Annotated in this window: 24 protein-coding genes; all 24 read right to left on the reverse strand. The window is 45.2% G+C overall.

Going from position 1 to position 25,159, the window contains the following annotated elements; translation table 11 throughout:
* Positions 1 to 165: 165 nt before the first annotated feature.
* The gene (locus RHEIN_RS08025; RefSeq protein ID WP_008898477.1) at positions 166 to 1,116 is read right to left on the reverse strand and encodes a Wzz/FepE/Etk N-terminal domain-containing protein; all 951 of its coding nucleotides are present in this window, start codon (positions 1,114 to 1,116) and stop codon (positions 166 to 168) included.
* A 234-nt stretch (positions 1,117 to 1,350) separates the two neighbouring features.
* The gene (locus tag RHEIN_RS08030) at positions 1,351 to 4,143 is read right to left on the reverse strand and encodes an SLBB domain-containing protein (protein WP_008898478.1); all 2,793 of its coding nucleotides are present in this window, start codon (positions 4,141 to 4,143) and stop codon (positions 1,351 to 1,353) included.
* Between the two features lie 392 nt (positions 4,144 to 4,535).
* Positions 4,536 to 5,660, reverse strand: a complete 1,125-nt coding sequence (gene wecB, locus RHEIN_RS08035; protein ID WP_008898479.1) for a non-hydrolyzing UDP-N-acetylglucosamine 2-epimerase — start codon at positions 5,658 to 5,660, stop codon at positions 4,536 to 4,538.
* A 130-nt stretch (positions 5,661 to 5,790) separates the two neighbouring features.
* Positions 5,791 to 7,206 carry an MBL fold metallo-hydrolase RNA specificity domain-containing protein gene (locus RHEIN_RS08040; protein WP_008898480.1) on the reverse strand — a complete coding sequence of 472 codons (1,416 nt, stop codon included), beginning with the start codon at positions 7,204 to 7,206 and terminating at the stop codon, positions 5,791 to 5,793.
* Positions 7,207 to 7,328: 122 nt separating this feature from the next.
* The gene (locus tag RHEIN_RS08045) at positions 7,329 to 7,817 is read right to left on the reverse strand and encodes a DUF2802 domain-containing protein (protein WP_008898481.1); all 489 of its coding nucleotides are present in this window, start codon (positions 7,815 to 7,817) and stop codon (positions 7,329 to 7,331) included.
* A complete protein-coding gene (locus RHEIN_RS08050) occupies positions 7,817 to 8,311 on the reverse strand; it encodes a chemotaxis protein CheW (protein ID WP_008898482.1) in 495 nt (164 codons plus the stop codon). Before RHEIN_RS08050 ends, RHEIN_RS08045 begins: the two co-directional genes overlap by 1 nt.
* 40 nt (positions 8,312 to 8,351) lie before the next feature.
* Positions 8,352 to 9,071: a chemotaxis protein CheW gene (locus RHEIN_RS08055; protein WP_008898483.1), complete on the reverse strand. Its 720-nt coding sequence runs from the start codon at positions 9,069 to 9,071 to the stop codon at positions 8,352 to 8,354.
* 1 nt (position 9,072) lies between these two features.
* The gene (locus RHEIN_RS08060; RefSeq protein WP_008898484.1) at positions 9,073 to 9,852 is read right to left on the reverse strand and encodes a ParA family protein; all 780 of its coding nucleotides are present in this window, start codon (positions 9,850 to 9,852) and stop codon (positions 9,073 to 9,075) included.
* 1 nt (position 9,853) lies between these two features.
* A complete protein-coding gene (locus tag RHEIN_RS08065) occupies positions 9,854 to 10,840 on the reverse strand; it encodes a flagellar motor protein MotB (RefSeq protein ID WP_008898485.1) in 987 nt (328 codons plus the stop codon).
* Positions 10,841 to 11,584 carry a flagellar motor protein gene (locus tag RHEIN_RS08070; protein WP_008898486.1) on the reverse strand — a complete coding sequence of 248 codons (744 nt, stop codon included), beginning with the start codon at positions 11,582 to 11,584 and terminating at the stop codon, positions 10,841 to 10,843.
* On the reverse strand, positions 11,577 to 12,773 hold the full coding sequence (locus tag RHEIN_RS08075; RefSeq protein ID WP_008898487.1) for a protein-glutamate methylesterase/protein-glutamine glutaminase: 1,197 nt from the start codon (positions 12,771 to 12,773) through the stop codon (positions 11,577 to 11,579). The genes RHEIN_RS08070 and RHEIN_RS08075 overlap by 8 nt, the downstream gene beginning before the upstream one ends.
* Before the next feature lie 11 nt (positions 12,774 to 12,784).
* Positions 12,785 to 15,007, reverse strand: a complete 2,223-nt coding sequence (locus RHEIN_RS08080) for a chemotaxis protein CheA (protein ID WP_008898488.1) — start codon at positions 15,005 to 15,007, stop codon at positions 12,785 to 12,787.
* Between the two features lie 15 nt (positions 15,008 to 15,022).
* A complete protein-coding gene (locus tag RHEIN_RS08085; protein WP_008898489.1) occupies positions 15,023 to 15,775 on the reverse strand; it encodes a protein phosphatase CheZ in 753 nt (250 codons plus the stop codon).
* Positions 15,776 to 15,800: 25 nt separating this feature from the next.
* Complete coding sequence (gene cheY / locus RHEIN_RS08090; protein ID WP_008898490.1) at positions 15,801 to 16,172, reverse strand: chemotaxis response regulator CheY; 372 nt, start codon at positions 16,170 to 16,172, stop codon at positions 15,801 to 15,803.
* A gap of 54 nt (positions 16,173 to 16,226) precedes the next feature.
* Positions 16,227 to 16,946 (reverse strand): RNA polymerase sigma factor FliA, encoded by a 720-nt coding sequence (locus tag RHEIN_RS08095; protein ID WP_008898491.1) that lies wholly within the window; start codon positions 16,944 to 16,946, stop codon positions 16,227 to 16,229.
* Entirely contained in the window at positions 16,943 to 17,827 is an 885-nt protein-coding gene (locus RHEIN_RS08100; protein ID WP_008898492.1) for a MinD/ParA family protein, read from the reverse strand. Before RHEIN_RS08100 ends, RHEIN_RS08095 begins: the two co-directional genes overlap by 4 nt.
* A complete protein-coding gene (flhF, locus tag RHEIN_RS08105) occupies positions 17,820 to 19,226 on the reverse strand; it encodes a flagellar biosynthesis protein FlhF (RefSeq protein WP_008898493.1) in 1,407 nt (468 codons plus the stop codon). The genes RHEIN_RS08100 and flhF overlap by 8 nt, the downstream gene beginning before the upstream one ends.
* Positions 19,227 to 19,236: 10 nt before the next feature.
* Positions 19,237 to 21,342, reverse strand: coding sequence for a flagellar biosynthesis protein FlhA (gene flhA, locus RHEIN_RS08110; protein ID WP_008898494.1), 2,106 nt, complete (start codon positions 21,340 to 21,342; stop codon positions 19,237 to 19,239).
* A gap of 58 nt (positions 21,343 to 21,400) precedes the next feature.
* The gene (flhB, locus tag RHEIN_RS08115; RefSeq protein WP_008898495.1) at positions 21,401 to 22,528 is read right to left on the reverse strand and encodes a flagellar biosynthesis protein FlhB; all 1,128 of its coding nucleotides are present in this window, start codon (positions 22,526 to 22,528) and stop codon (positions 21,401 to 21,403) included.
* A 9-nt stretch (positions 22,529 to 22,537) separates the two neighbouring features.
* Entirely contained in the window at positions 22,538 to 23,311 is a 774-nt protein-coding gene (gene fliR / locus RHEIN_RS08120) for a flagellar biosynthetic protein FliR (protein ID WP_008898496.1), read from the reverse strand.
* Positions 23,311 to 23,580, reverse strand: coding sequence for a flagellar biosynthesis protein FliQ (fliQ, locus tag RHEIN_RS08125; RefSeq protein WP_008898497.1), 270 nt, complete (start codon positions 23,578 to 23,580; stop codon positions 23,311 to 23,313). The genes fliR and fliQ overlap by 1 nt, the downstream gene beginning before the upstream one ends.
* Positions 23,577 to 24,323: a flagellar type III secretion system pore protein FliP gene (gene fliP / locus RHEIN_RS08130; protein WP_008898498.1), complete on the reverse strand. Its 747-nt coding sequence runs from the start codon at positions 24,321 to 24,323 to the stop codon at positions 23,577 to 23,579. The genes fliQ and fliP overlap by 4 nt, the downstream gene beginning before the upstream one ends.
* A complete protein-coding gene (fliO, locus tag RHEIN_RS08135; RefSeq protein WP_008898499.1) occupies positions 24,324 to 24,770 on the reverse strand; it encodes a flagellar biosynthetic protein FliO in 447 nt (148 codons plus the stop codon). It lies immediately after the preceding gene.
* Positions 24,770 to 25,159, reverse strand: coding sequence for a flagellar motor switch protein FliN (gene fliN, locus RHEIN_RS08140; RefSeq protein ID WP_008898500.1), 390 nt, complete (start codon positions 25,157 to 25,159; stop codon positions 24,770 to 24,772). The genes fliO and fliN overlap by 1 nt, the downstream gene beginning before the upstream one ends.

Here is a 25,159-nt window from a genome sequence, read left to right on the forward strand (position 1 = left end):
TTAATAGGATCAAACATTTACAACTAAGACACATTTAAAATAAACACTGTAGCAACAAAGAATTATCGAATACGTTCAGATTAACTACCCATGAAACTGTGTTTAATATAATTAATTCTTTTATTTCTATACGAATGCAACAACTCAGTAGAATACATATAATATCTAATGTCTGTCTCTTCTATATATGTGACTAATTATAAAGAAAATCGAACTAAAGCATCCACCTAACAAAGCAGCAAAAATCACTATCAAAGCTCTTCTTGGTTTTGCTTTCTTCTCTGGAGCTATTGCAGGATCTATCACTTTAAAGACATATTCATCTCTCACATTAGCTAGCATAAGTGTCTTAATCTGATCTTCAATTAATGAATAGAGAGTTGTTCTGACATCTGCGATGTTAGTTTGATCTATTTGTTTGTTTAAATAGGCAATAGAATTTTCTGCTTCAGTTATGTCACGCTGTTTCAACTCCTGATTAATATCATTTGTTAAAAGGATCAACCACTCTTTAGCAATATAGGGGGATACATGCATCAAAGACATCTTAACCATGCCGGTTAACTTATCTTGATTAACACTGAATATCTTCAAAAAAGCTTCATGCGCTTCTAACATTGAAGGCTTAGGTTTATATGGTTCTTTCACTACCCGAACCCATTCATTTGTACTTGTATCATAGATCCCATCATCGTAGTTCAATGTGTTATCTTGTCGATTCCAACTGTCCGCAGCCATCAAAGGGAGCAATAAGTTGTGTCTCTCAATGAACTTCGCAATGAAATCTCTGGATTTCAATATTTCAATAGCAAGAGCGGTCCGATCTCCATCACCAAGGCTTCCCAAGTTGACGCCAGCCAATGCAGCAAGACCGCCTAATTGTCCTGGTATTTTCATACCGCCATTATCAGATACAGGAGCTACCAAAACTTCACTTTTATAAACATTGGGCAAACTTAAAGCGAAAAAAACTGCAGCCAAAGCAAAAATGAAGGTAACAAGTGAAATAATCAACTTGCGCCTCCAAATCACTGAAACAAGATCTTTTATATCTATTTCATTCCCCACATGCATGGAGTTATCTACGGCTACTTCCGAGTAATCTTTTATATTCATAATGTTCAGATACGCTAATAACGTCCTTAATATGCAACCATCTTAAAGTTGCGGTCATCTATTCAACTGTAAAAGCACAGTATTCCATTACGGCAAAAAAATACGCCTATTTAATCTTCTTAAAACCAAACATAGATTATATATGTTTGGTTTTAAACATCTCATGTTTTCTCTTTCACAACATCATAGTGACTTGTGATTTTTACGAAGATTAAACTTCATCAAATCTCAATATCAGAACGAATTCAAAGCAGCTAATGCCACAGCTGACTGGTAGAATATTTGCGTAACAGTAGCCCACAATCCTAAGCTGTCTTTATATTCCGTATCAACAGGAACAATAATGGCATCACCCGGTTCAAGCTGAGAAGTTTTTACAGCAAACCAGCCTTTTGCAGAGGGTATGACTACTGAACCATTGGCTTTTATTACATAGATTCGGTCTTCATCGGCTCTTTTACGTAACCCACCAGCAAGATTCAGATAATCTTCGACTGTCATATTGTCTTTAAATCTGTGGCTACTGGCATGCTGAACTTCGCCAACAACTGAAACCGTATAGTCGGTACGGGGAATATAAAATAAGTCACCGTCTTCAACAGGAATATCTGCCGAAATATCGCCAGCTAAAATAGCAGGAACATCAAGAACAAGTCGACCTATAGGAGGTTGACTTTCTAACTGATTAATCATCAACATTGCATCTTGTGGTGATGTTTTGATGCCGTCCTCAGATAAACTTTTTGTAGCAATGTCTGCTCGTAGTTGTTCGGTCAGCTTTTTAAGTTGTAAACGCTCACGTTCTTTTACACTTTCACGGGTATAGACTACACCTTGCATAAAAGCACTGCGGCTTAAACCACCAGCACGTTCAATCACATCCGACAACATTTCGCCACGCTGAATCGTATAACGGCCTGGGAATTTTACTTCGCCACGAATTTCAATAGCTCGCTCAATATTCCAATCCGGAATAGGGAATATATTCAATCTGTCTCGGCTTTGTAGTGAAAAAACCTCGCTGCCACTGAAGGCTGTCTCAAGATTGACAGCTATATTTCTTACTTCTATCGAATTGCTGTTGCTGTTAATACCCTCAGCACGGGTTAGCTCAGCACGGCCTAAATAGGCTGATTCAGTCAAACCACTGGCAGCCGTTATTAAGTGTTTTAAGTTAGCACCTTCAACCAGCGGATACTCACCAGGAACTTTAACCTCTCCGCTCACCCGAACCAATAAAGGTGAAGCTCCGTTACGGGCCTGCATTTTTAGCTTTTCGATAAGCGGGAACATTAGTTCAGTACGGTTAAAACTAGCGGACAAATTCAGCAACTCTTTATCATAATAAAGCTTTAACATAACTTGCTGCATAATATCAGGCAAAGCACTTTCGCCTACACTTACACCTACCACTGTCTGGTCGAACATTGCGCGTTTAGGTTGGCTATCGTACAACTGAGCATCAACGATTTTTTGGCCAGCTATAACATCGGTAGCACCCAATGAAGCTCGACGGGCCATACGATTTTCGTTATCTTGTACTAAATTGTTAAAACCAACGCTGGATAAGTCTTCGCTGGCTGCCCAACGCATTTCATCGCTGGTGTTATAGCGTTTTTGTACTTCCTTACGCAGGTAATCATTTAAAGCAGTTCTGTTGACTGCTTGTTCTGCATAGTTAAAAACCAACACTAAATCACGTGGCTTTAGTTCTATATTATCAGTGCTTTGTGGCTGATTCACAGCATTAGCTAGGGCAAACTGCAATACTTTTACGTCACCGGCATCATTAGTTTCACGTACTATCAGCGCATAGTCTAAATCTGCTGTCATATGCAGATCAGCCCAGAAGGACTTAATCAGGTCGTTTATTCTTAGTCCTTGCTGCCATGAATACTGGCCAGGACGCACTACAGCGCCAACTAAAGTAACCTGATGTTCGATACGAGGCGAGGTAGCCGATACTGTCAAGACATCACCATCACGCAAAGACATTTGCTTATTTACAGCATTGGTTAGATCGAGATTTAACAAGTTTCTTAAGTTATTACTATCAAAACGTTCTAATACTACAGATTGCGGGTAAGCACCTGCTTTAGTGCCACCAACCATAGATAATAAATTGTCTATGGTTTCGCCAGATTTGATTTCATAAATAGCAGGGCGTTTTACTTCACCAGTTGCTTGAACAGTGGCTTTTAGCGGCGCAACAAAAACTACATCACCATGCTTGAGCTGTATATCACCGCTATTATCACCGCGTAGCAATAGGTTGTATAAATCAAAATGAGCGACGGTTTCGCCGTTACGTTTGACTTGAATATCCCTCAGACTGCCGATTTCAGAAACTCCACCAGCGACATACAAAGCCTGAGTAACGTTAGTTAAAGCTGAGACGGCGAACATACCAGGTGTTCTAGCTTCACCCGCAACAAAAATATTGATGGTGCGTAACTTGCCCATAGTGACAACGGCGTCAACACCTATCATGGCTTCGCGCACTTTATTGACAATGAGATCGGAAGCCTGAACAACTGTTAAACCGTTAACATTAACCGGGCCTATTTCCGGCAAACTTACAGTACCATTACGGCTTACTTTTAATTCTTCACTGCTGTTTTGTTTGCCAAACAATTGCAGTAAAACAATATCATCAGGGCCTAAACGGTAGTTTTCAGCAACTGGGGCATTATCTATAGGAGCAAAAGTGCTGACATCAGCATTAAACATTGACATGCCAAAACGTCCTGATGTGGCAGCAGGTGCGACAGGTAGTGCGGTTCTGACCCGTTCTTTAGTTGCTGATACCTGTTGTGGTGCCAAGACTTCGGGTTGAGCCTGCTGAGATGTTGAAGAACCAGATGAACCGGCTGGTAATTCAATGCCATATTGTTTGGCAAGACGTTGCTGCTCTGCCGGAGACAAGTTTTGGAACTGCGCTATCATTGCCGGTGAAGGCGTCACAGCAGCTACAGGTAATGCCGCAAACAATGCAGCAATCACGGCGATTTTTACAAATTTCAGCACCCTACAACTCCAGATTTTATAGTGGTTAGATACAGCCAAAAAAACTTCACCTAGTTTACCTGCTTTGGTTGTATTTCCAAGCGATAAATTGGTCTTAACATAGTGCGACGTTGTGAGTATTCAGCGTTAAATTACAAATAACCAATTTATTTATCACAATTAGCAACACGCGACTTCTGATGCAATCTTTAAAGTACATTGATTAATACAAACGGTGTAAAGCAGAGTTAAAGCAGAAAGACTTTCTGCACATCCTGATGCTACCTGTCCTTTATGGCTTTCTCAAAAAACCGGGCGCGACTTTAGCGAATTCCGTTGTTTTTGTCTATCGAAAAAAGTAGCAGTAAACGCCTTTAGGCTCTCTACCGCTACTTATTTTACAGTGCTGCTAATTAAAAGCTGGCTTTGATTGTCTCAATAATACGCGCACAAGCTTTGCCGTCACCATAAGGATTATGGGCAAAACTCATTTGCTCATAATAGGCTTTGTCTGTAAGTAAACGACTGACTTCACGCACTATCACATCCGCATCTGTTCCCACCAGTTTGACAGTACCAGCAGCTACAGCTTCAGGACGTTCTGTGGTATCACGCATCACTAACACAGGTTTACCTAAAGAAGGCGCTTCTTCCTGAATGCCACCAGAGTCGGTAAGTACCAGAGTACTGCGGCTCATCAGGTAAACAAAAGGCAGATAATCCTGAGGTTCTATTAAGTGTACGTTGGAGGTGTCGCTTAACAAACGAAAAACAGGTTCACGCACATTAGGATTTAAGTGCACAGGGTAAACGACGTCTGTATCAGGGAATTGCTGCGCAATTTGTTTTAAGCCAGCACAAATTTGCTCAAAACCATCACCAAAGCTTTCACGTCTGTGACCAGTGACTAACACTAAACGACGACCGTTTAAGCCATAAGGGAATTGTTGTTCGAAGTTTTTTGTTAAACCAGCATCGCCATCAATTTTTGCGACCACCTGATGCAAAGCGTCAATCACTGTATTGCCTGTGACCACTATGCCTGCTGGATCGATATTTTCATTCAACAGGTTTTGTTTTGAGGTATCAGTGGGCGCAAAATGCAGCTTAGTTAAAGCACCTGTTAATTTTCGGTTCGCTTCTTCAGGCCATGGGCTGTAGATATTGCCGGTACGAAGCCCAGCTTCAACATGCCCCACCGCAGTTTTTTCATAATAACAAGCCAAAGCTGCAGCAAAAGTGGTGCTGGTATCACCGTGCACCAGGACTATATCGGGTTTGAAGTCACGTAATACAGGTTTGATATTCAAAAGAATACTGGTGGTGACATCATATAAGTCCTGACCGGCTTTCATAATGGCAAGATCATAGTCTGGAACTATGTTAAACAGCTTCAATACCTGATCCAGCATTTCTCTGTGTTGGCCTGTGACACAAACTTTGCTCTCAATACCTGGGGTTTCTTTTAACAGATTCACTAAAGGAGCCATTTTGATGGCTTCGGGTCTGGTACCAAACACGCTCAATACTTTGATCATAGGAACTTCCATTAAACTGAGACTGTTGAAATGGTATCAGAATTTATGTTGTGGCGGCAGAGTAAAGCAGGCCGGCTGAACACTAACTTAAGTAATTCGGCTTAGAGTAAAATTAGCTACTTTCACAGAGCTAACCAATAACCACACTCTGCCCTCTGGCTTCCAGTTGCTTTTTCAGCTCAAGTTTTGCTTCTGTATCACCATGTACCAAACGAATTTGTTCAGGGGCTTGGTGCATACCACTGACAAAATGCAATAGATCCTGTTGGTCGGCGTGAGCTGAGTAACCACCAAGTTGGATTACTTCAGCATGTATAGGGTAGTCCTCGCCATCAAGCTGAAGATAGCCCCCTGCTTTTGCATACTTGAGTAATGCTGCGCCCGGAGTACCGCGGGCCTGGTAACCAATAAACAAAATTTGATGGCGGGCAGAAGCTAATAAAGCTTTCAGATAATTCACTACTCTTCCGCCAGCACACATGCCGCTGGCTGCTATCACTACAGCAGGTCGGCCTGTTTCAGCCAGATGCCTGACAATTTTTTGATGATCATCATGAGTGTTGACGGTCAACAACTGCTCAAACTGCAATGGATGCCGGCCCAGTTGCAGCCTCTGTTTTGCTTCGTCATCCCAGAACTGTTTTAATTCTTTGTATACAGCAGTAAAGTCAGCGGCTAAGGGCGAGTCGACAATAATATCCAGTTGCTCCCAGTTCAGCTCTTGATGAATAGCCTGGCCTTGCATACGATGAATAATATCTTCAAGCTCGTACAACAATTCCTGAGTACGGCCTATGCTGAACGCAGGAATAAGCACAGTGCCATTATCACTCAGTGCTTTTTCCAATACCTGTTGTAAGCGTTGTTGGCGGTTTTTCCGGTCTTCGTGATTTTTATCACCATAGGTGCTTTCAAGTACCAGTAAGTTGGCACTCTCAAGAGGGGTAGGATCAGGTAACAAAGGGGTATCACGGGCGCCTAAATCCCCTGAAAACACTGCTTTATACCAGCCTTGTTCTGTACTTGGTTTGTTCGACGGAATCTGATGCAGAATTTCAATATAGGCAGAGCCCAGAATATGACCTGCGTTTTGAAAACGCAGTTGAACAGCTTCTGCGCTGCCTTCCAGTTCATACCAAGAGTTGTAGTCACAAGGCCGCAGCTGGCGTGATACTGCTTTGATAAAACCACTGATCAGCTTTTCATCTCTGGTGATGCCCATTTTTAATGCATCCTCTAACACCAGCGGCAGCAATAAAGCCGATGCTTTGCTGCAATAGATGGGCCCTTTAAAACCTGCTGCTATTAAATAAGGAATACGACCAGCATGATCAATATGCACATGAGTCAGCAAAAGCGCCTGAATACCTTCAAGCGGAAAATCGATCTGCGCTGAATCTGCACCTGCTTTGCCCCTGCCCTGCTCTACGCCTTGAAACAAGCCGCAATCGATCAGAACGCTTTGTTGTTCGTTGAAAAAATACTGATGGCAGGAGCCTGTTACGCCATCGACAGCGCCATGATGGATAAGAGTTGGATTGTGCATAGCAGTGCCCTGTGAGCTTCATCCTTGTACAGAAAACTATAGCCATTTAATAAAAAAAAGACCAAGCCCGTATATACCCAGGTAACTTCAAGATGCAGAATTCAGCCAGAGAAAAGGAGTGGTTATTTAGTTTGCTTATGCAGGTTAAACAGCAGTTCAGCTTCCGCCTGAGGCAGTTCACATTCAAGCATGATTTCATCCAGGCTGGCACCCAAATGGACCATTTTCATCGCTCTGCTGTAAATTTTTGATTCCGGATCAAATAAATGCAGTGATTTTTGTTGTTCGGCCAATTCAGCAACCTGTTGCATGCCCTGGCCTAAGTGACTTTCCAAAGTGAGCACACGTTGCCCTACCCCAATCACGGTAGAACGCAACTCTTCTACGTCCTGATGGGCACGTTTAAGCTGTTGTGCCTGATGTTCCAGTTGCTGACTTAATTGCTCAATGTGTTGTTGCTGCTGCCAACTGGCTGCTGCGTTTTCATTAATGATATCCAGCAGCTTTTTACTTTGACGTGAAGCGAGCGCTGCCATACCTGCAGACAACAACAAAATGGCCACTATTCCCAGTAGCCATATCCATGAAAATTCAGTCAGAAAATTAGCCATTAAATGCTACGGATCTCTTCCCATTCATCATCAGACAGCAGTTTATTCAGATCGACCAGGATCAGTAGTTCACCTTCGCGGTTAGAAACGCCCTGGATAAACTTGGCACTTTCGTCTGTGCCTACATTGGGTGCCGTGTCAATTTCAGACTGTTTCAGGTAAACAACTTCAGCTACGCTGTCGACCATAATGCCAATCACCTGACGCTCTGATTCGATGATCACAATGCGGCTGTTGTCAGTCACTTCTGAAGGCGGCAAACCAAAACGCGCACGGGTATCAATCACTGTGACTACGTTGCCACGTAAATTGATAATACCCATGACATAATCAGGCGCACCAGGCACCGGGGCTATGTCTGTATATCGCAAAACTTCCTGCACCTGCATGACATTAATACCGTAGGTTTCTTCCTGCAGTTTAAAAGTCACCCATTGCAGCACTAAGTCTGTGACTTCTTTAGTTTTGCCAGATTGTGCTGTTAAATTACTCATGCATAGCTCCTACCCAGAAGTTAAATTCTTTTACACTCAATCAGTGCTGACTATTCATACCCTTTGCCAATAAAGCAATCAGAGCGTCTACGTCCAGCAAAGCACACATATGTTGTTTTATTAAACCAGCGAGCCAAGGCCTTTTGCCTTCGGATTCCCGCCACTTTACTTCGTCTTGCTCTAAGGCAATGGTGTTGACCAAAGTATCACAAGCAAGGCCCCAATGGCTATTGCCAAGCATAATAACATATTGATAGTTTAGCTTTTCTGCCAGCCCTTGGTCATATTTTTCTGGCATGACCCAAAGCGCAGTATCGACCACATTAATTTTTTGCTCACGGTACAACATCACACCTTTGAGCCATTCGGGCTGACCTGGTAATGAGCTGATAGGCATTATCTTATGAATACCACCCAGCGCTTTCAAAGGTAATGCTACTTTTAAACCCGCCACCGTAAAAAACAACGCCTGAAAACGGCCTTTTCGGTAGTCTTTTACCACAGGTGCCGCAGCTTTTACTGCAGGAACAGCAGGCGCCACCTTCACTTGTTCAACCACAGGGGCAACCGGAGCTACAACAGCGGGTTTTGCGATCACCGGAGCTTTAACAGGTGCAACAACAGGGGCCGATACCGGAGCCAGCAGTTCATTCAGTTGTTGCTTTTTCGCTTGCTGAATAGGCGTTTCGACCACGTCATCGGTCAACAAAGCATTCAAATAATGCTTCATGACTTTTTGGCTGGCTTGTAAATCGCTCATCTTAGTTCTCCGGCGCTAACTGCAATAAATAGGTTAGCAACGTATTGTAAGCAAAGACACCACGGGATTTTGGCGCGAATACAGGGGGTGGAGTCTGAGCCAGGCTGGCATCACGGAACTTAGTGTCAATAGGAATGACGGCAGACCACACCCTTTCCTGATACTGAGCTTTTAACGCTTTGTAAGCATCTAAGGAGGCTTTGGTTCTTTTATCGTACATAGTGGGCACTATGGTAAAAGCGTAATCCTGTGGCGCTGAACTGTGCATCAGTTGCATAGTGGCAATCATCCGGTCCAGACCTTTTAATGCCAGAAACTCTGTCTGCACCGGTATTAAAATACGGTCACAGGCAGCCATGGCATTCACCATCAGCACACCAATAACAGGAGGGCAATCAATCAGCACATAGTCATAGTCGTTTTCAATTTTTTGCAGAGCTTTTTTCAGAATAAGCCCCATACCACCTTGTTGACCATGAGAACGATCAAGAGTGGCCAGCGCCATAGAAGTAGGCAATATATCCAGATTGGGCATACCGCTTGGGCAAAGTGACTGCAAAATTTCTTCGCCGGTAATGTCTTTACCACGCAGAAAAATATCGTAGACGCTGACTTCCAGCTCTTCAGCATCAATGCCGAAATAGTAGGTAAGCGAGCCATGAGGGTCAGTATCGATCAGTAAAACACGATGGCCACGCTGTGCAAGCAAAGCGCCTAAGGTTACTGTAGTGGTAGTTTTTCCAACCCCACCCTTTTGATTTGCGATAGTCCAAACAACCAATTTACTGTTCCTGCTCAATAGGTGGCTCTTCTTCGCCTGGTTCAGGCGGTCTGGTTGTGATCCGTATGCCACCATGAGGTAAGCGGATCACCCGTATTTGTTGCTGTTCTTGCGCGGCAGCCGCTTCAGCTGCCTGTTCTGCTGCAGTTTCCGGTTCGGCTGCCTCTGGTGTTTCAACCACAACAGCTTCGTATGCATACTTAGACAAAGCTATCACCACCTTGCGGTTTTGACTGCGTCCTTGTGCCGTAGCGTTATCTGCAAAAGGGGAATATTGCCCATAGCCTTCAATCGCCATACGTTCAGGTTCTATACCTAACTCTTCCAATAAACGGACTATAGAAGCAGCCCGCGCTACGGACAATTCCCAGTTCGATGGAAACTGCTCGGTGCGGATAGGTACCGAATCAGTATAACCCCGTACTCTTAAAAAATTATTCGTCTGCTTTAAAATAGCAGTTAATTCAGTGATGACCGCAGAAGCTGAACTGTTTGAACGGGCACTGCCACTGCCAAACAATAGGCCACTATTGAGTTCAACCGTTAACCAGTCTTCGTCTAATGTAACTTTGGCTAACCCCGACTCGATCAAAGTGCGCAAAGCACGATTGATGTCTTTTTGCATCCCCACTAAAGGGCTGCCAAGTTTAGTACTGTCTATCTGTTCTAACTTCGAATTATCCGCCAGTAAAGTGGGGCCTGTAGCGTCTTCCAACCCTGAACCATACAATTCAAAATCACTTTGCGGGTGAATATCAGGTTGTACAGATTGCCCCTGGATACCTGTACCTGTTTTTTCTGTCGCTACAAACACTTTCGAAATAGTGTCCTGTAAGGCTTTAAACTGCTCACGCTCCATATTGGCCATTGAATACAGCACGACAAAAAGTGCAAACAACAAGGTCATATAATCGGCATAAGACACCAGCCAACGTTCTGAATCTGACTTTTCCGCTTCACTGGCGGCAGAACGGCGAGGCCTGTACATTTAAGTGGCTCTGTATGCCATCAGTTTGGATTCCACACTGCGTGGGTTTTCCCCCAGCGCTATAGAACACAAACCTTCGATCACCATGGAATGAAACAAAGCCCGCTCTTCAACTAACACTTTGATTTTATTAAATATAGGTATAAAGACAAAGTTAGCTAAGCCCACGCCATAAATAGTAGCGACAAAAGCGGTAGCAATGCCCTGCCCTAATTCATCCGGGTTGGAAATATTAGACAAGGCCAGAATAAGCCCAAGCACGGCGCCAACTATACCTATAGTCGGACTATAGCCACCCATAGCTTCAAATACCTTTGCTGCTCTTAATAAACGTTCTTTTTCCAGATGCAGTTCTGTATCGAGGATATCCTGCAATATTTTGGCTTCAGTGCCATCCACCAGTAAGTTCAAACCACGCTTTAACAAGGGTTGCTCTTCGTTCAGCGCATCCTGTTCTAAGGATAAAAAACCTTGCAGGCGAGCCGAATGCCCCCATTGGGTAATACGTTCTATGGTCGAATCGAAGTCCAGTTTAGGCGGCGTAATGACCCAGGGCAGCAAGCTCATGCTCAAACGAAACTGTGAAGCCGGACTTTGGATCAGCACAGCACCCAAAGTACCACCAAACACAATTAAAAAAGCAGGCCCATGCAACAAGGTTAGAACATCTCCACCTTCCTGACTAAAACCGCCCACTATAGCCACTAACGCAATAATAATACCGGCAAGAGTAAGCTTATCCATTGCCTACTTCTGCAATAAGACGGTTTGCCACATCAGATAACGCCACTTCAAGATGAGTCAAGCCTGCAGCAGTCACAGCCTGCGGCATGCCATAAACCACACAACTGGCCTCATCCTGCGCCCAGATCCGGGAACCGGATTGCTTCAGTAAACGAGCGCCTTCACGGCCATCCGATCCCATACCTGTCAGCACTATCGCCAGTACCTTGTCGTTAAAGACTTTAGCAGCAGTACCAAAAGTAATATCAACGCTGGGTTTAAAGGTAATACGAGGTGAATCGTCTTCGCGCACCCTGAGCCTGGCCTGGTTTTCATTGCCATCAACCAGCATTTGTTTACCACCTGGCGCCAGATAAGCCACACCAGGTCGCAGAATATCGTTGTCTGCGGCTTCTTTGACTTCAATTTTCGCCAGACCATTTAAACGGGCAGCAAAAGCGCCGGTAAAAGCAGCCGGCATATGCTGAATAAGCACAATGGGCAAAGGGAAATTAGCAGGCAAAGCGGTAATGATTTGTTGCAGAGCTACAGGTCCGCCTGTTGACGTACCAATAGCGACCAGTTTGTAGTTTTTGCCGCTGGATTCAAAATTAGCAGTACGTTGTGATTCAGCGCGTTCTGCTGCTCTGTTTTGTAACTCTGCCCGCTCAGCCAATGCTCTGGCCGCCAGACTTTGAGCCAAAGGTGCTCTTGCTGTTGTAGCAGAAGCACTGGCCGCAGGAGCTGGTGCAGTGCGGGATGACAAAGTAGAGCCTGTGTTTCCCGTTAAACTGGATGGTCTGCTGATCACCCGACGACGCGCCACTGTTTTCACCCGCTGACGTAATACATCAGCGGCTTCAGCTTTATCACGGGCTATGTCTTCGAATTTTTTCGGCAGGAAATCTATAGCGCCAGCTTCCAGTGCATCTAACGTGGCTTTTGCACCTTCGTGAGTTAAAGATGAAAACATCAGAATAGGTGTGCGCTGTACCTTTAAGATTTCGCGAACAGCCTGAATGCCATCCATCACTGGCATTTCTATGTCCATCGTTATCACGTCAGGCCTTAAGGCCAACGCTTTTTCCACCGCCTCTTTACCATTATTGGCGGTGGCAATGACCTCTAACTCGGCATCCTGACTCAGTATTTCCGTCAGACGGCGACGGAAAAAACTTGAATCATCAACAACTAATACCCTGATGGTCATACTTCACTCTCTTAGGCTGAGAATTTATCAAAGCGATCAAATTTTATTTTGGAACGTTTGGCATAATGCTTCAGCAAGTTAGGCACATCCAGAATAAGCGCTATACCGCCGTCTGATGTGATAGTAGCGCCAGCCATGCCCGGAGTACCTTGCAATAAGGCATCCAGAGGTTTGATCACTACTTCTTCCTGACCAATCAGAGAATCCACTACAAAACCAATTTGTTGGGTACCAATTTGCACTATCACCACATGACCCTGCTCGCGACGGATCTTTTTGGTCGAACCTTTCACCAGCCAGTGCTCGAGATAAAACAACGGAATGGCTTTATTCCGAACCACTATGGTCAACTGGCCATCCACATTGTTGGTTTTTGCCAGGTCCAGATGGAAAATTTCGTTGACTGTCGCCAATGGCAAGGCAAAAGTTTGTTCGCCTACTATCACCATCAAGGTTGGCAATATTGCCAAAGTCAGCGGCACTTTAATTTCTAAGATAGTGCCCTGACCTAACTTGGAGTTGATATGCACTGTGCCGTTAAGTTGGGTAATTTTGGTTTTCACCACATCCATACCCACACCACGACCAGAAATATCAGAAATTTGCTCTTTGGTTGAAAAGCCTGGCGCAAAAATCAGATTAAAGGCTTCAGTGTCTGACATACGGGCTGCCGCATCAGGTTCAAGTACACCACGTTTAATGGCTATGCCTTTAAGTTTTTCCGGATCCATACCTGCACCATCATCAGTGATGGTTAACAGAATATGATCACCAGCCTGAGACGCCGCTAATCTGACTAAACCTGTGCGTGGCTTACCGGCTTTCACACGAACGTCCGGCATTTCAATACCATGGTCAACCGAGTTACGCACTAAGTGGACCAATGGATCGGCCAAAGCTTCAACCAGGTTTTTATCTAAATCTGTTTCTTCCCCTTCCAGCACAAGGTTAATGTCCTTTTGCAGAGAACGGGCTAAGTCGCGTACAACCCTTGGGAAACGGCCAAATACTTTTTTGATCGGCTGCATCCGGGTTTTCATCACAGCACCTTGTAAATCGGCTGTGACTACGTCGAGGTTCGCTATGGCTTTGCTCATTTCTTCATTCTGAGCAGTGCCGGATAAACTCACTAAACGGTTACGCACTAAAACTAATTCACCAACCATGTTCATGATTTGATCCAAACGTTTGGTATCAACACGAACTGTAGTTTCTGGCTGGTTGGCGGCTGCTTTTGGATCGGCATCCGGATCTTTTGGCGCTGCAGCTACAGGAGCTGGTTTTGGTGCTGCAGCAGGTGCAGGAGTTGGGGCTGGCGCTTTGGCAGGCTCTGCAGCTTTGGCTACAGGTGCTGCTTTTGCAGTTTCAGCCGGGCCAACAGGCGCTTTGCCTTTACCATGCAAATCGTCCAGTAAAGATTCAAATTCGTCGTCAGAGATGTCATCCGCTGATGCAGCTTTGGCTTTTTCTGGCGCTTTAGCCGGTGCTTTTTCTGCAGGCTTAGCAGCAACAGGTGTAGCTGCTTCACCAGGGATAAAGGAACCCTGGCCATGTAGCTGATCTAAAATAGCTTCAAATTCATCGTCTGTGATGTCTTCACTGGCTGTTTCTTTCACCGCAGGTGGAGGTAAGTTGGCAGACGTATCACGGCCCGGAGCTCCGGCACCATGCAATTCATCCAGCAGAGATTCAAATTCGTCGTCGCTGATTTCATCAATGGAAGATGAAGTTTCAACAGCCGGAACTGTAGCAAACTCAACTACAGCATCAAACTCTTCCATGCTGATTTCAGCTTCTGGTTCAGGTTCAGCTGCAACAGCATGATGGGCATGCTCGTCTTCCGACTCAGGCATGCTCAGGCGATGCAAAGCTTCAATAATAGCAGGATCAGCCGGAGTCAGAGGTTCGCGGTTTTGCACATCGGCAAACATAGCGTTGACCGCATCCAGAGCTTGTAAAATAACATCCATCAATTCTGCAGTGACACGACGTTTACCGGTCCGCAAAATATCAAACACGTTTTCGGCGCCATGGCAGGCGTCAACTAATTCAGTCAGCGATAAAAATCCAGCGCCACCTTTAACGGTGTGGAAACCACGGAAAATGGCATTTAATAAATTTGCGTCATCCGGATTATTTTCCAGCTCAACCAACTGCTCTTGCAGTAGTTCAAGGATCTCGCCGGCTTCGACTAGGAAATCCTGTAAAATATCCTCATCTAAATCAAAGCCCATGCTACAGCTCCCCTTTTAGAAACCTAAACTTGATAATAAATCGTCCACATCATCCTGACCGGACACCACGTCATCACGCTCTGCTGCGTCAATAATAGGGCCTTCAGCTTCGTGACCTGCTTTTGGTTTTTTCACTACGGCTGGTCGTTCTTCCATACTTAAGTTGGTTTGACCAAAGGCCGTTAATAAACCAATTAAGCTGTCTTCCACTTCCCGGACCAATTCAATGACCCGCCGTAAAATCTGACCTGTTAAATCCTGATAATCCTGTGCCATCAATACTTCGGTCAGCCGTGCATGTAAGGTAGCAGAGTTTCCGGTGGCCTGATGCAAAAAGCCATCAAGATTATGACATAAGGCTTTGAACTCCCCGACTTTTAAGTCACGACTCATCAGTTTCTGCCAGTCTGGCAAAATTGATTGTAGATGGGAGTTCAGCTCATCGGCGATAGGAAGACAGTTTTCGACCGCATCCATCGTTTTATTCGCTGCTTGTTCTGTCATATCAATAACATGATTCAAGCGTTTTTTGGCGTCTGGAATATCATCGGCCAGTAACGAACTTAAAGATGGATCGATTTGGAAACTTTTTAGCGAGTCATGCAATTGCCGGGTTAGTTTTCCAACCTCGGCAAATAACTCTGAAGAACCCGGGACAGCCAGCTGTTGCACCAGTTCGTTCGCAGCGTCGGTTTCACCAAACTCAAGCAATTGAACCAGTTCACGGGCCTGTTCTAAAGAAATCAAGGGTGCCGTAGCTACAGACATGGTGTACTCCTTTGTCAGTTACGGTTTAACCCAGGCGTTCGAATACTTTAGCCAGTTTTTCCTGTAAGGTTGCAGCAGTAAAAGGTTTAACGATGTAACCGTTCACTCCAGCTTGTGCCGCTGCAATGATCTGTTCCTTTTTCGCTTCAGCAGTCACCATCAACACAGGAATATGTTTCAGCTTTGCATCGGCACGAATTGCACGTAACAAATCGATACCCTGCATACCTGGCATATTCCAGTCTGTGACTACAAAATCAAAATCACCATTTTGCAACATAGGCAAAGCAGTACTGCCGTCATCAGCTTCTGACACGTTGGTGAAGCCAAGATCTCTTAGCAGGTTTTTAATTATGCGTCTCATGGTTGAGAAATCATCAACCACAAGAATTTTCATATTCTTATCCAAAATCCCCTCCGGTGAGAGCCCAAGCTGGACTAACTCAAACTATTACAACCAATCCTGCATTCTGGAGCGTAAGCGCACCAGCGCCTGACTATGAATTTGACTGACCCTGGACTCACTGACATCCAGCACAGCACCAATCTCTTTCAAATTTAGTTCGTCATTATAATACAGCGACAACACTATAGCTTCTCGCTCCGGTAAGCTACTGATATTTTTTATCAACGCTTGTTGAAATGCATCAGTTGCCTGTTGTTCGAACAAATGATCTTCATCTTTATCATTTGCCGTCACCAACACATCATCCGAGATGCCCAGATCTTCAATGCCAATAATGCGGCCACTGCTGGCGTCACTCAGCATATGATGATACTCATCTAAAGATATATCAAGTTTTTCAGCAACTTCACTATCTTTTACATCACGACCCAGTTCAGATTCAAGCTCAGAAATGGCTTCAGCTATCATGCGGGAATTGCGGTGGACAGAGCGTGGAGTCCAGTCGCCACGGCGAATCTCATCCAGCATAGAGCCACGGATACGAATTCCAGCAAAGGTTTCAAAGCTTGCACCTTTGCTGCCATCAAAATTCTTTGCAGCTTCAATCAGGCCTATCATACCGGATTGAATTAAATCATCGACTAACACACTGGCGGGTAAACGGGCTAACAAGTGGTAGGCAATACGTTTTACCAGAGGCGCATGCCGCTCAATCATTTGAGTCAGTTGATCCGCGGCACCGTAGGCCGCAAGTTTGCTATTCAAACCAGACCTCTCGCTTCAGGTTGTTGTACCAATTGTTCCAAAAAGAATTCCAGATGCCCGGAAGCAACAGGTGGTACAGGCCATTGTACAGCGCGGGTGGCTAAGGTGCGGATAGCCAAAGACGCCGGAGTTTTTGGAAAAGCATCGACAAAAGCTTTTTGCTTACGCGCTGCTTTTCTGACATTTTCATCAAAAGGTATAGTAGCTACTAATTCGAGGCTGACATCTAAAAAACGATCGGTCACCCGGCTTAGTTTAGCAAACAATTCCTGACCTTCTTTTAAACTGCGCACCATATTGGCGACAATTTTAAAACGTTGCACACCATGTTCCCGGCTTAAGATTTTCATCAGGGCATAAGCGTCAGTGATGGAAGAGGGTTCATCACAGACCACCACCAATACATCCTGAGAGGCACGGGAGAAACTTAACACCATATCGGAAATGCCTGCTGCAGTATCGACCAGCAACACATCAAAACGGGTGCGCATTTCACTAAAAGCACGAATAAGACCTGCGTGTTCTACTGGCTTTAATTCGGTCATGGACTGAGTACCTGAAGTCGCTGGTACAATTTTAATACCAAAAGGACCTTCAATCAGAATGTCATCCAGCTCAGCTTCACCGGATAACACATGAAATAAATTTTGCTGAACCCTAAGTCCAAGCATCACGTCACAGTTCGCCAACCCAAGGTCGGCGTCCAGTACTAATACTTTTTTGCCCAGCTGTGCCATAGCCATGGCGAGGTTCAAGGTGACGTTGGTTTTACCGACGCCGCCTTTACCACCTGTCACTGCTATCACTTTTACCATCTGTTGCTGTTGGTTCATTCTTCTCAGGCCACTGGCTTGATCATCATTCATCGGAAGATTATGCATAGGTTCCTTCCACCCGGGTCACTGAATCTGAATACCACTGATAACCCGTACTACTGTTAGAGGTCCGTAACTGCTCTGCCTTGGCAACCATTGTTTTTGCGTCTGCCATTTCGATGTCTTCAGGGACTCGTTGACCATGGGTCAAATAACTGACCGGTAACGCATTTTGTATTGCCACGTTAATGATTTCTCCCAAACTTAAGCATTCATCAAGTTTGGTGAAAATACAACCCGCTAATGGAATACGTTTGAAATGTTCAACGGTTTCCTGCATGACGCGAGCTTGAGATGTTGCAGACAATACCAGATAACTTTTTATTTTGACACGCGAATTATGCACTAAGGACGCAAGTTTTTCTGCAAGACGAACGTCACGTTGGCTCATACCTGCAGTATCAATCAGTATTAATTTACGTGTTTGTAACTGATTTAACAGCATGGCCAACTCTTCACTGTCTTTCACCTGTTTGACCGGACAGCCGATAATGCGGCCAAAAGTAGCGAGCTGCTCATAAGCACCGATACGAAATGAATCAGTGGTGATTAAAGCGACCTGGTCGGCACCATGACGCTTGGCAAACTGAGCCGCCAGCTTTGCCACAGTAGTGGTTTTGCCTACGCCTGTAGGGCCAACCAGAGCGACTACGCCGCCACGACGCATAATATCGTCATTGGTGGTGATCAACTGACCGGTCAAGAGTTCCAATGCACTGTCCCAGGCTTCTGCATCGCTGATATCTTCAGGCATAAAACAAGCGATTTGATCAGCCACAGGTTCAGACAACCCCAAAGCCAGCAGCTTTTCAATCACCATGGCACGCACAGGTTCACGACGCGCCAGATCCTGCCACATCAAACCAGAGACCTGGTGTTGCAGCAATTGTTTCATGGACGACATTTCGTTTCGCATGGCGTCAAACTGTTTTTGCATCAGTTTGGCTTGTTGCTCCTGATAACGGGTTAATTCGTTCAGATTTACAGCAGCTGCGCCGGAAGATTGACGTTCAACATCAGAGGGTGCTGAATTTGCAACCGAAAACAATGCATTGGTCGCTGCAGCCGTTTTTGCAGCCGCCATTTTATTGGCAGAGATAGCCTGAGCAGCTGCAGGTTGTTTGCTGATTTGACGGGCGAGCAAAGCTTGCAGAGAATCAGCTGGCACTTGCTCTGGCTCATCATCTACTTTGATATTCAAACGCGCGCCTACTGCAGGCTGAGCTACAGTTTTAGGTTCAGGCACAGCCTTTGCTGGCGCGGCTTCCGGGTCAATTGCCGCCACAATTTCAACACCACCTGCGACCTTTTTATTCGACAGAATAATGGCATCAGGGCCTAAAAACTCTTTGACTTCCGTCAGAGCGGTGCGCATATCTTTGGCAACAAAGCGTTTGATTTTCATAGCTTAACTCCTAATTCGACTGGCCTACCACACTGACAATACGGATTTGTTTGTTGTCAGGGATCTCTTGGTAGGACAAAACCCGTAATCCTGGAATACTGTATTTCACGAATCGTGCCATAACTGATCGCAGAATACCGGAAGTCAATAAAACTGCAGGTTCACCAGCTAATTCCTGATTCTGACAGGCAGTGGCCAAAGATTGCTGTATACGTTCTGCCAGGCCTGGTTCTATGCCTGCACCGTCATTTCCGGCCGATTGCATCGACTGATGTAGCATCTGCTCCAAATCAGGCGCAAAGGTGATCACAGGCACTTCAGGCGCACTGCCAACCACTTCCTGAACAATCAATCGTTTAAGCGCTACACGGCAAGACGCGGTTAAGACGTCAACATCCTGACTCTTCGATCCATAGTCCACCAAAGTTTGTACTATGGTACGCATATCCCGGATAGGCACACCTTCGTGCAGCAGGTTCTGCAGCACTTTGACCACCACAGTCAGCGGTAATGTATCAGGTACTAAAGCATCCACCAGTTTAGGCGAGGATTTCGCCAGCATATCCAGCAGATTCTGCACCTCTTCATGACCCAGCAACTGCGCCGCATTATTGGTTAAAATCTGGCTTAAATGGGTGGCAACTACTGTTGCAGCATCCACTACTGTGTAGCCCAAGGTCTGTGCATGTTCACGCTGATTTTTGGCTATCCAGACCGCTTCTAAACCAAACGCAGGATCTTTGGTGGCTATGCCTTTGACAGTACCAAACACCTGACCCGGATTAATGGCCAGTTCGTTGTCATGCCGAAGCTCTGACTCCCCTGTAGTGACACCCATCATGGTGACACGGTAAGTGTTAGGTTCTAGATCCAGATTGTCACGGATATGCACAGCAGGAATAAGGAATCCCAGCTCCTGAGATAATTTTTTGCGCACGCCTTTGATACGCGTCAGGAGTTCGCCGCCCTGGGCTTTATCGACCAGCGGAATTAAGCGGTAGCCGACTTCAAGGCCTATAGTGTCAACAGGTTGCACATCGTCCCAGCCGATTTCTTTGACAGGAGCCACTTCCACAGGAGTGGTCATTTCCGCCTTTTTAATAGCTGCAGCTTTTTCCGCTGTTGGGTTTTCCACTCTGTACAGGTAATACGCAGCGCCGCCAACAATAGCAGCCAGAGTTAAAAAAGCGACATGAGGCATACCAGGCACTATGCCCATAATAACCAGGATTGCTGTGGCAAGAACCAGAACTTTAAAGTTACTGAACTGGCCAGCCATTTGGGTACCAAAATCACCATCTTTGTTTTGACGGGTGACGATAATAGCTGTGCCAACCGACAATAACAGGCCTGGTATTTGTGCAACCAGACCATCGCCTATGGTCAGCAGCGTATAAATTTCAACGGCTTCCATAAAAGGTAAATCGTGCTGCACTACGCCAATCACCAGGCCACCAATAATATTGATCACCATAATCACTATGCCTGCCATCGCATCGCCTTTGACGAACTTATTCGCACCGTCCATTGAGCCGTAAAAATCAGCCTCCTCGCCTATTTCTTCCCGGCGTTTACGTGCCTGGTCTGCATCGATAAAACCAGCGTTTAAGTCAGCGTCTATCGCCATTTGTTTGCCAGGCATAGCGTCTAAGGTAAAACGGGCCGTTACTTCAGAAATACGGGCAGCACCAGAAGTTACAACCATCATATTGATAATGACGAGGATGATAAAAACAACAAGACCCACAGCATAGTTACCACCAATGACCACTTCACCAAAAGCCTCAACCACTTTACCTGCCGCATCAGGACCATTATGACCTTCCAGCAAAATCACCCTGGTACTGGCAATATTCAGAGTTAAACGCATAATAGTGGCCACCAGAATAACGCTGGGGAAAATGGCAAAATCTAATGGTTTTCTGGTGTAAATAGTGATTAAAAGTACCACTAAGCCAAGGGTAATATTAAAAGTAAATAAGATATCCAGCATCAAAGGTGGCAGAGGCAGCACGACCATAGCCAAAGCGGCCAGGATCATTAAAGGAGTGCCTATTCCTTTGATATAAGACAAAACTTCGGGGTTAACTCGGGATAATACTTGGGTCATCGACATAAAAAGCCTGACAAATTACTGACGCTACAGGCTGTTATACAAAAACCGTTCCACAATTTTAGTGACGGAACCCCTCAGGAATAGGCAACTCTTTTTCCAGTGTTTTAGGTCGTTTTCCTTTGCCTTTTTTATACATATTTAATTGATAAACATAAGCAAGAACCTGAGCCACTGCCGCAAATAACTGTTCCGGGATAGGATGATCCAGCTCTGTGGTATAAAAAATTGAACGGGCTAAAGCAGGTGATTCGAGCACAGGCACTTTGTTTTCTTCGGCTAAACGCCGGATATAAAGTGCAATTTCATCAGCACCTTTGGCGACAACAACAGGAGCTCTGAATTTTGCCTGATCGTATTTAAGCGCTACCGCAAAGTGAGTCGGGTTCGTCACCACTACGTCTGCTGTAGGCACTGCAGCTATCATTCGACGCCGCGCAGCCTGGTACTGTAAGCTACGAATACGGCCTTTCACCCTTGGGTCACCCTCAGAGTTTTTATATTCGTCTTTGACTTCCTGCAGCGTCATTTTCAGTTCTTTATGATGCTTCCAGAGCTGATAAGGCGTATCTATAGCCGCAACCACAATCACGCTAAAGCAAATACCAAAAAACACCCAGGCCAGAATTTCTGCCGATGCAAAAATATCTTCAGGGCTGGTCATCAGCGATAAAGCCATAATATCGTCGAAAAACGTAGACAAGAGAGCAAAAGTTAACCCCCCTATCACCAGCACCTTGGCAATACTTTTAAGCAGCTCTACCATGGCCTGTAAACCAAACATTCGCTTAAAACCCGCAGCCGGATTCAGTTTACTCCATTTAAAACCAACAGCCTGCCAGGTGAAGTTGTAGCCGCCCACAAGCACACTGCCCACATAAGCAGCCAGCATAATCAGCAGGAAAAACTTCAGTAAACCGGGAAATAATTCAATTAAGGCATCTCCCCAGACCGAAAACATCGAATAGGGATTAAAAATGTCTTTTTCATCCAGTGACAATAAACGACGACAAACCTCAAGTACTGAAGCGGCAATCTCTTTACCGAAAATTAACAGACCTGCCGCACTTCCCACCAGCACAGTAAAGGTGGCCAGATCTTTAGAACGAGCAACCTGACCTTTCTTTCGGGTGTCGTCCAGTTTTTTACTGGTGGGTTCTTCGGTTTTTTCCTGACCAGAGGTTGCCATGCAGCTCTCCTAGCAACCAATTAACTTGCAGGTGTATTCAATACCATGCTGCCAGTTCAGGTTAAAATGAAACAAAAAGGTATCCATGGTCATCCACATGATTAATAAACCAGCCAACATGCTGATAGGCATACCAATAGAGAAAATATTCAACTGAGGTGCAGTACGGGTTAGTACACCAAAAGCAATGTTGACCACCAGCATAGCGGTGACAGGAGCCAAGGTAATGGCAAGGGCGGTGACAATAATCCAGCTGCCGAATTCAGCCACTTGCCAGTATTTATTGACATCAAGCCACTCGCCATTAATAGGCAAAGTTTCAAAACTGAACACCACCATTTGAAACATAATCAGATGGCCGTCGTACACCAGAAACAATAAGGTCGCTAAAATCAGATAAAACTGGCCTATAGCCGGCACTGAAATACCGTTGGCCGGATCAGCCATGGCAGCAAAACCTAAACCTGTTTGAGTGGCCAGAATTTGGCCAGCCGTGACAAAAGCCTGCACAAAAATTTGTGAAATAAAGCCTATGGCCAAACCTATCAGAATTTGCTGGATCATTTGCACCACCAGATTCAGCGACATCAGATTCACGTCTTTGACCGGTGGTACCACAGGCATAATCATCACAATAAAGGCTGCACAAAATGCAGCTTTGACGCGGGTAGGAATATTTTTTGCACCAAAGGCCACCATAATAAACATCATGGCTGAAACTCTGGCAAAAGGCAGCATAAAGTCAGCAATAACCTGCAGTAACTGCTGTAATGGGTATTCCATCAGCTAATAACCGAAGGAATGCTCATGTAGAGCCTCTCGGTGTAATCCATAATGGTTTGGGTTAACCAATGGCCACCAAACATCAGCGCCAGCAAAGTGACAATTAAACGCGGTAAAAAGCTTAAGGTTTGTTCGTTGATGGACGTGGCAGCCTGAAAGATAGATACAATTAAGCCGACGATCAGAGACGGAACTATGGCCATGGAGACTATTAAAATCACCAGCCAAAGCGCGTCGCTTAAAATATCAACAAAAACCTCTGGACTCATGTACCCACTCCGTAGCTGGTGGCTAAAGTCCCCATCACCAGTAACCAGCCATCCACTAACACAAACATCATCAGCTTAAAGGGCAAGGCAATAATCATGGGTGATAACATCATCATACCCATGGCCATCAGAATACTGGCAACCACTAAGTCGATGATCAAAAAAGGAATAAAGATCATAAAACCAATCTGGAAAGCTGTTTTTAACTCACTGGTAACAAAAGCAGGGATCACCACTGTGATAGGTAAATCTGCCACATTGTCGACTCTGGGTGTGCCAGCTATTTCAGCAAAAGTTTCTAAGTCTTTCATCCGGGTCTGATGCAGCATAAAAGCTTTCATCGGCTTTATGGCTTCATCAAAGGCCTGAATAGAAGTCATTTCTTCAGCCAGATAAGGTTGCAGGGCTTTTTGATTCACCTCATCAAAGACTGGCGCCATAATAAAAAAGGTCATAAAAAGCGTGATGCCAATCAAGACCTGGTTGGATGGCGAGGATTGCAAACCTATGGCCTGACGCAAAATAGCCAGCACCACGATAATACGGGTAAAGCTGGTCATCATGATCACCATGGCAGGCAGGAAACTCAGGGCTGTCATGACAGCCAGAACCTGCAGCGTTACGCTGTAGTCCTGTGAACCATCCGGATTGGTGGTGACTGATAAAGCGGACAAAGAGCCGCCTTGCTGTGCCAGCAAATCAGGGGATAAAAGTAAAAGTACTATCGCAAGTAATGGCCACATTTAAGAGTTCGACTTCTGTTTTTGTAGTAATGCCTGAAATTGAGTGCGCCAGTCTGGCGCGGCCGCATCATCAACCAGTGGCTGTTCTAACTCAAACAGCATATTGATCTGGTTCGCTGTTACACCTAATACCCTTTGTTTGCCCTGCACTTCAATCACAAGCAAACGTTCACGCGGACCCAGCATCACCGAACTAATAATTTTTACATGGCTGGAGCCTGGTAACTTTATAGCCAGCTTTTTATACAACCAGGCCAAACCAAACAACAACCCCAGCACAATAATTAAAGAGCCAAACACATTCATAATGGTCATGGCATTCATGCCGTTGCCCTGGGCTGAAGGTGCTGCAGTGGCCGTAACTTCAGCGACAGTTTCAGCAGCAAGTACCAGAAAAGGGCTGAAAGTGCTCAGACTGAATGCCAGAAGGCGAAAACCTGACCGCATTAGCGTAACTTCTTAATACGTTCAATCTGACTGATCACGTCGGTCAGACGAATACCAAATTTGTCGTTCACCACAACCACTTCGCCGTGAGCAATCAAAGTACCGTTTACCAATACGTCCAGCGGTTCACCAGCCAGACGTTCCAGCTCCACCACTGAGCCCTGGTTCAGTTGCAGTAAGTTACGAATACTGATTTTGGCGCGACCTACTTCCATTGAAATGGTGACTGGTATATCTAAAATAGTATCGAGTTTACGTTTTTCATCTACAGTAAGTTGTGCAGGTTCTTCTTTGAGTTCATCCAGCTCTACTGCCGATACTCCGGTATCCACTTCAGCTTCAGCTAAAGCTGCCGCCCATTCGTCCATGGTATCTTGTTCATTCGCCAT

The sequence above is a fragment of the Rheinheimera sp. A13L genome, from assembly GCF_000217935.1.
GTDB lineage: Bacteria > Pseudomonadota > Gammaproteobacteria > Enterobacterales > Alteromonadaceae > Pararheinheimera.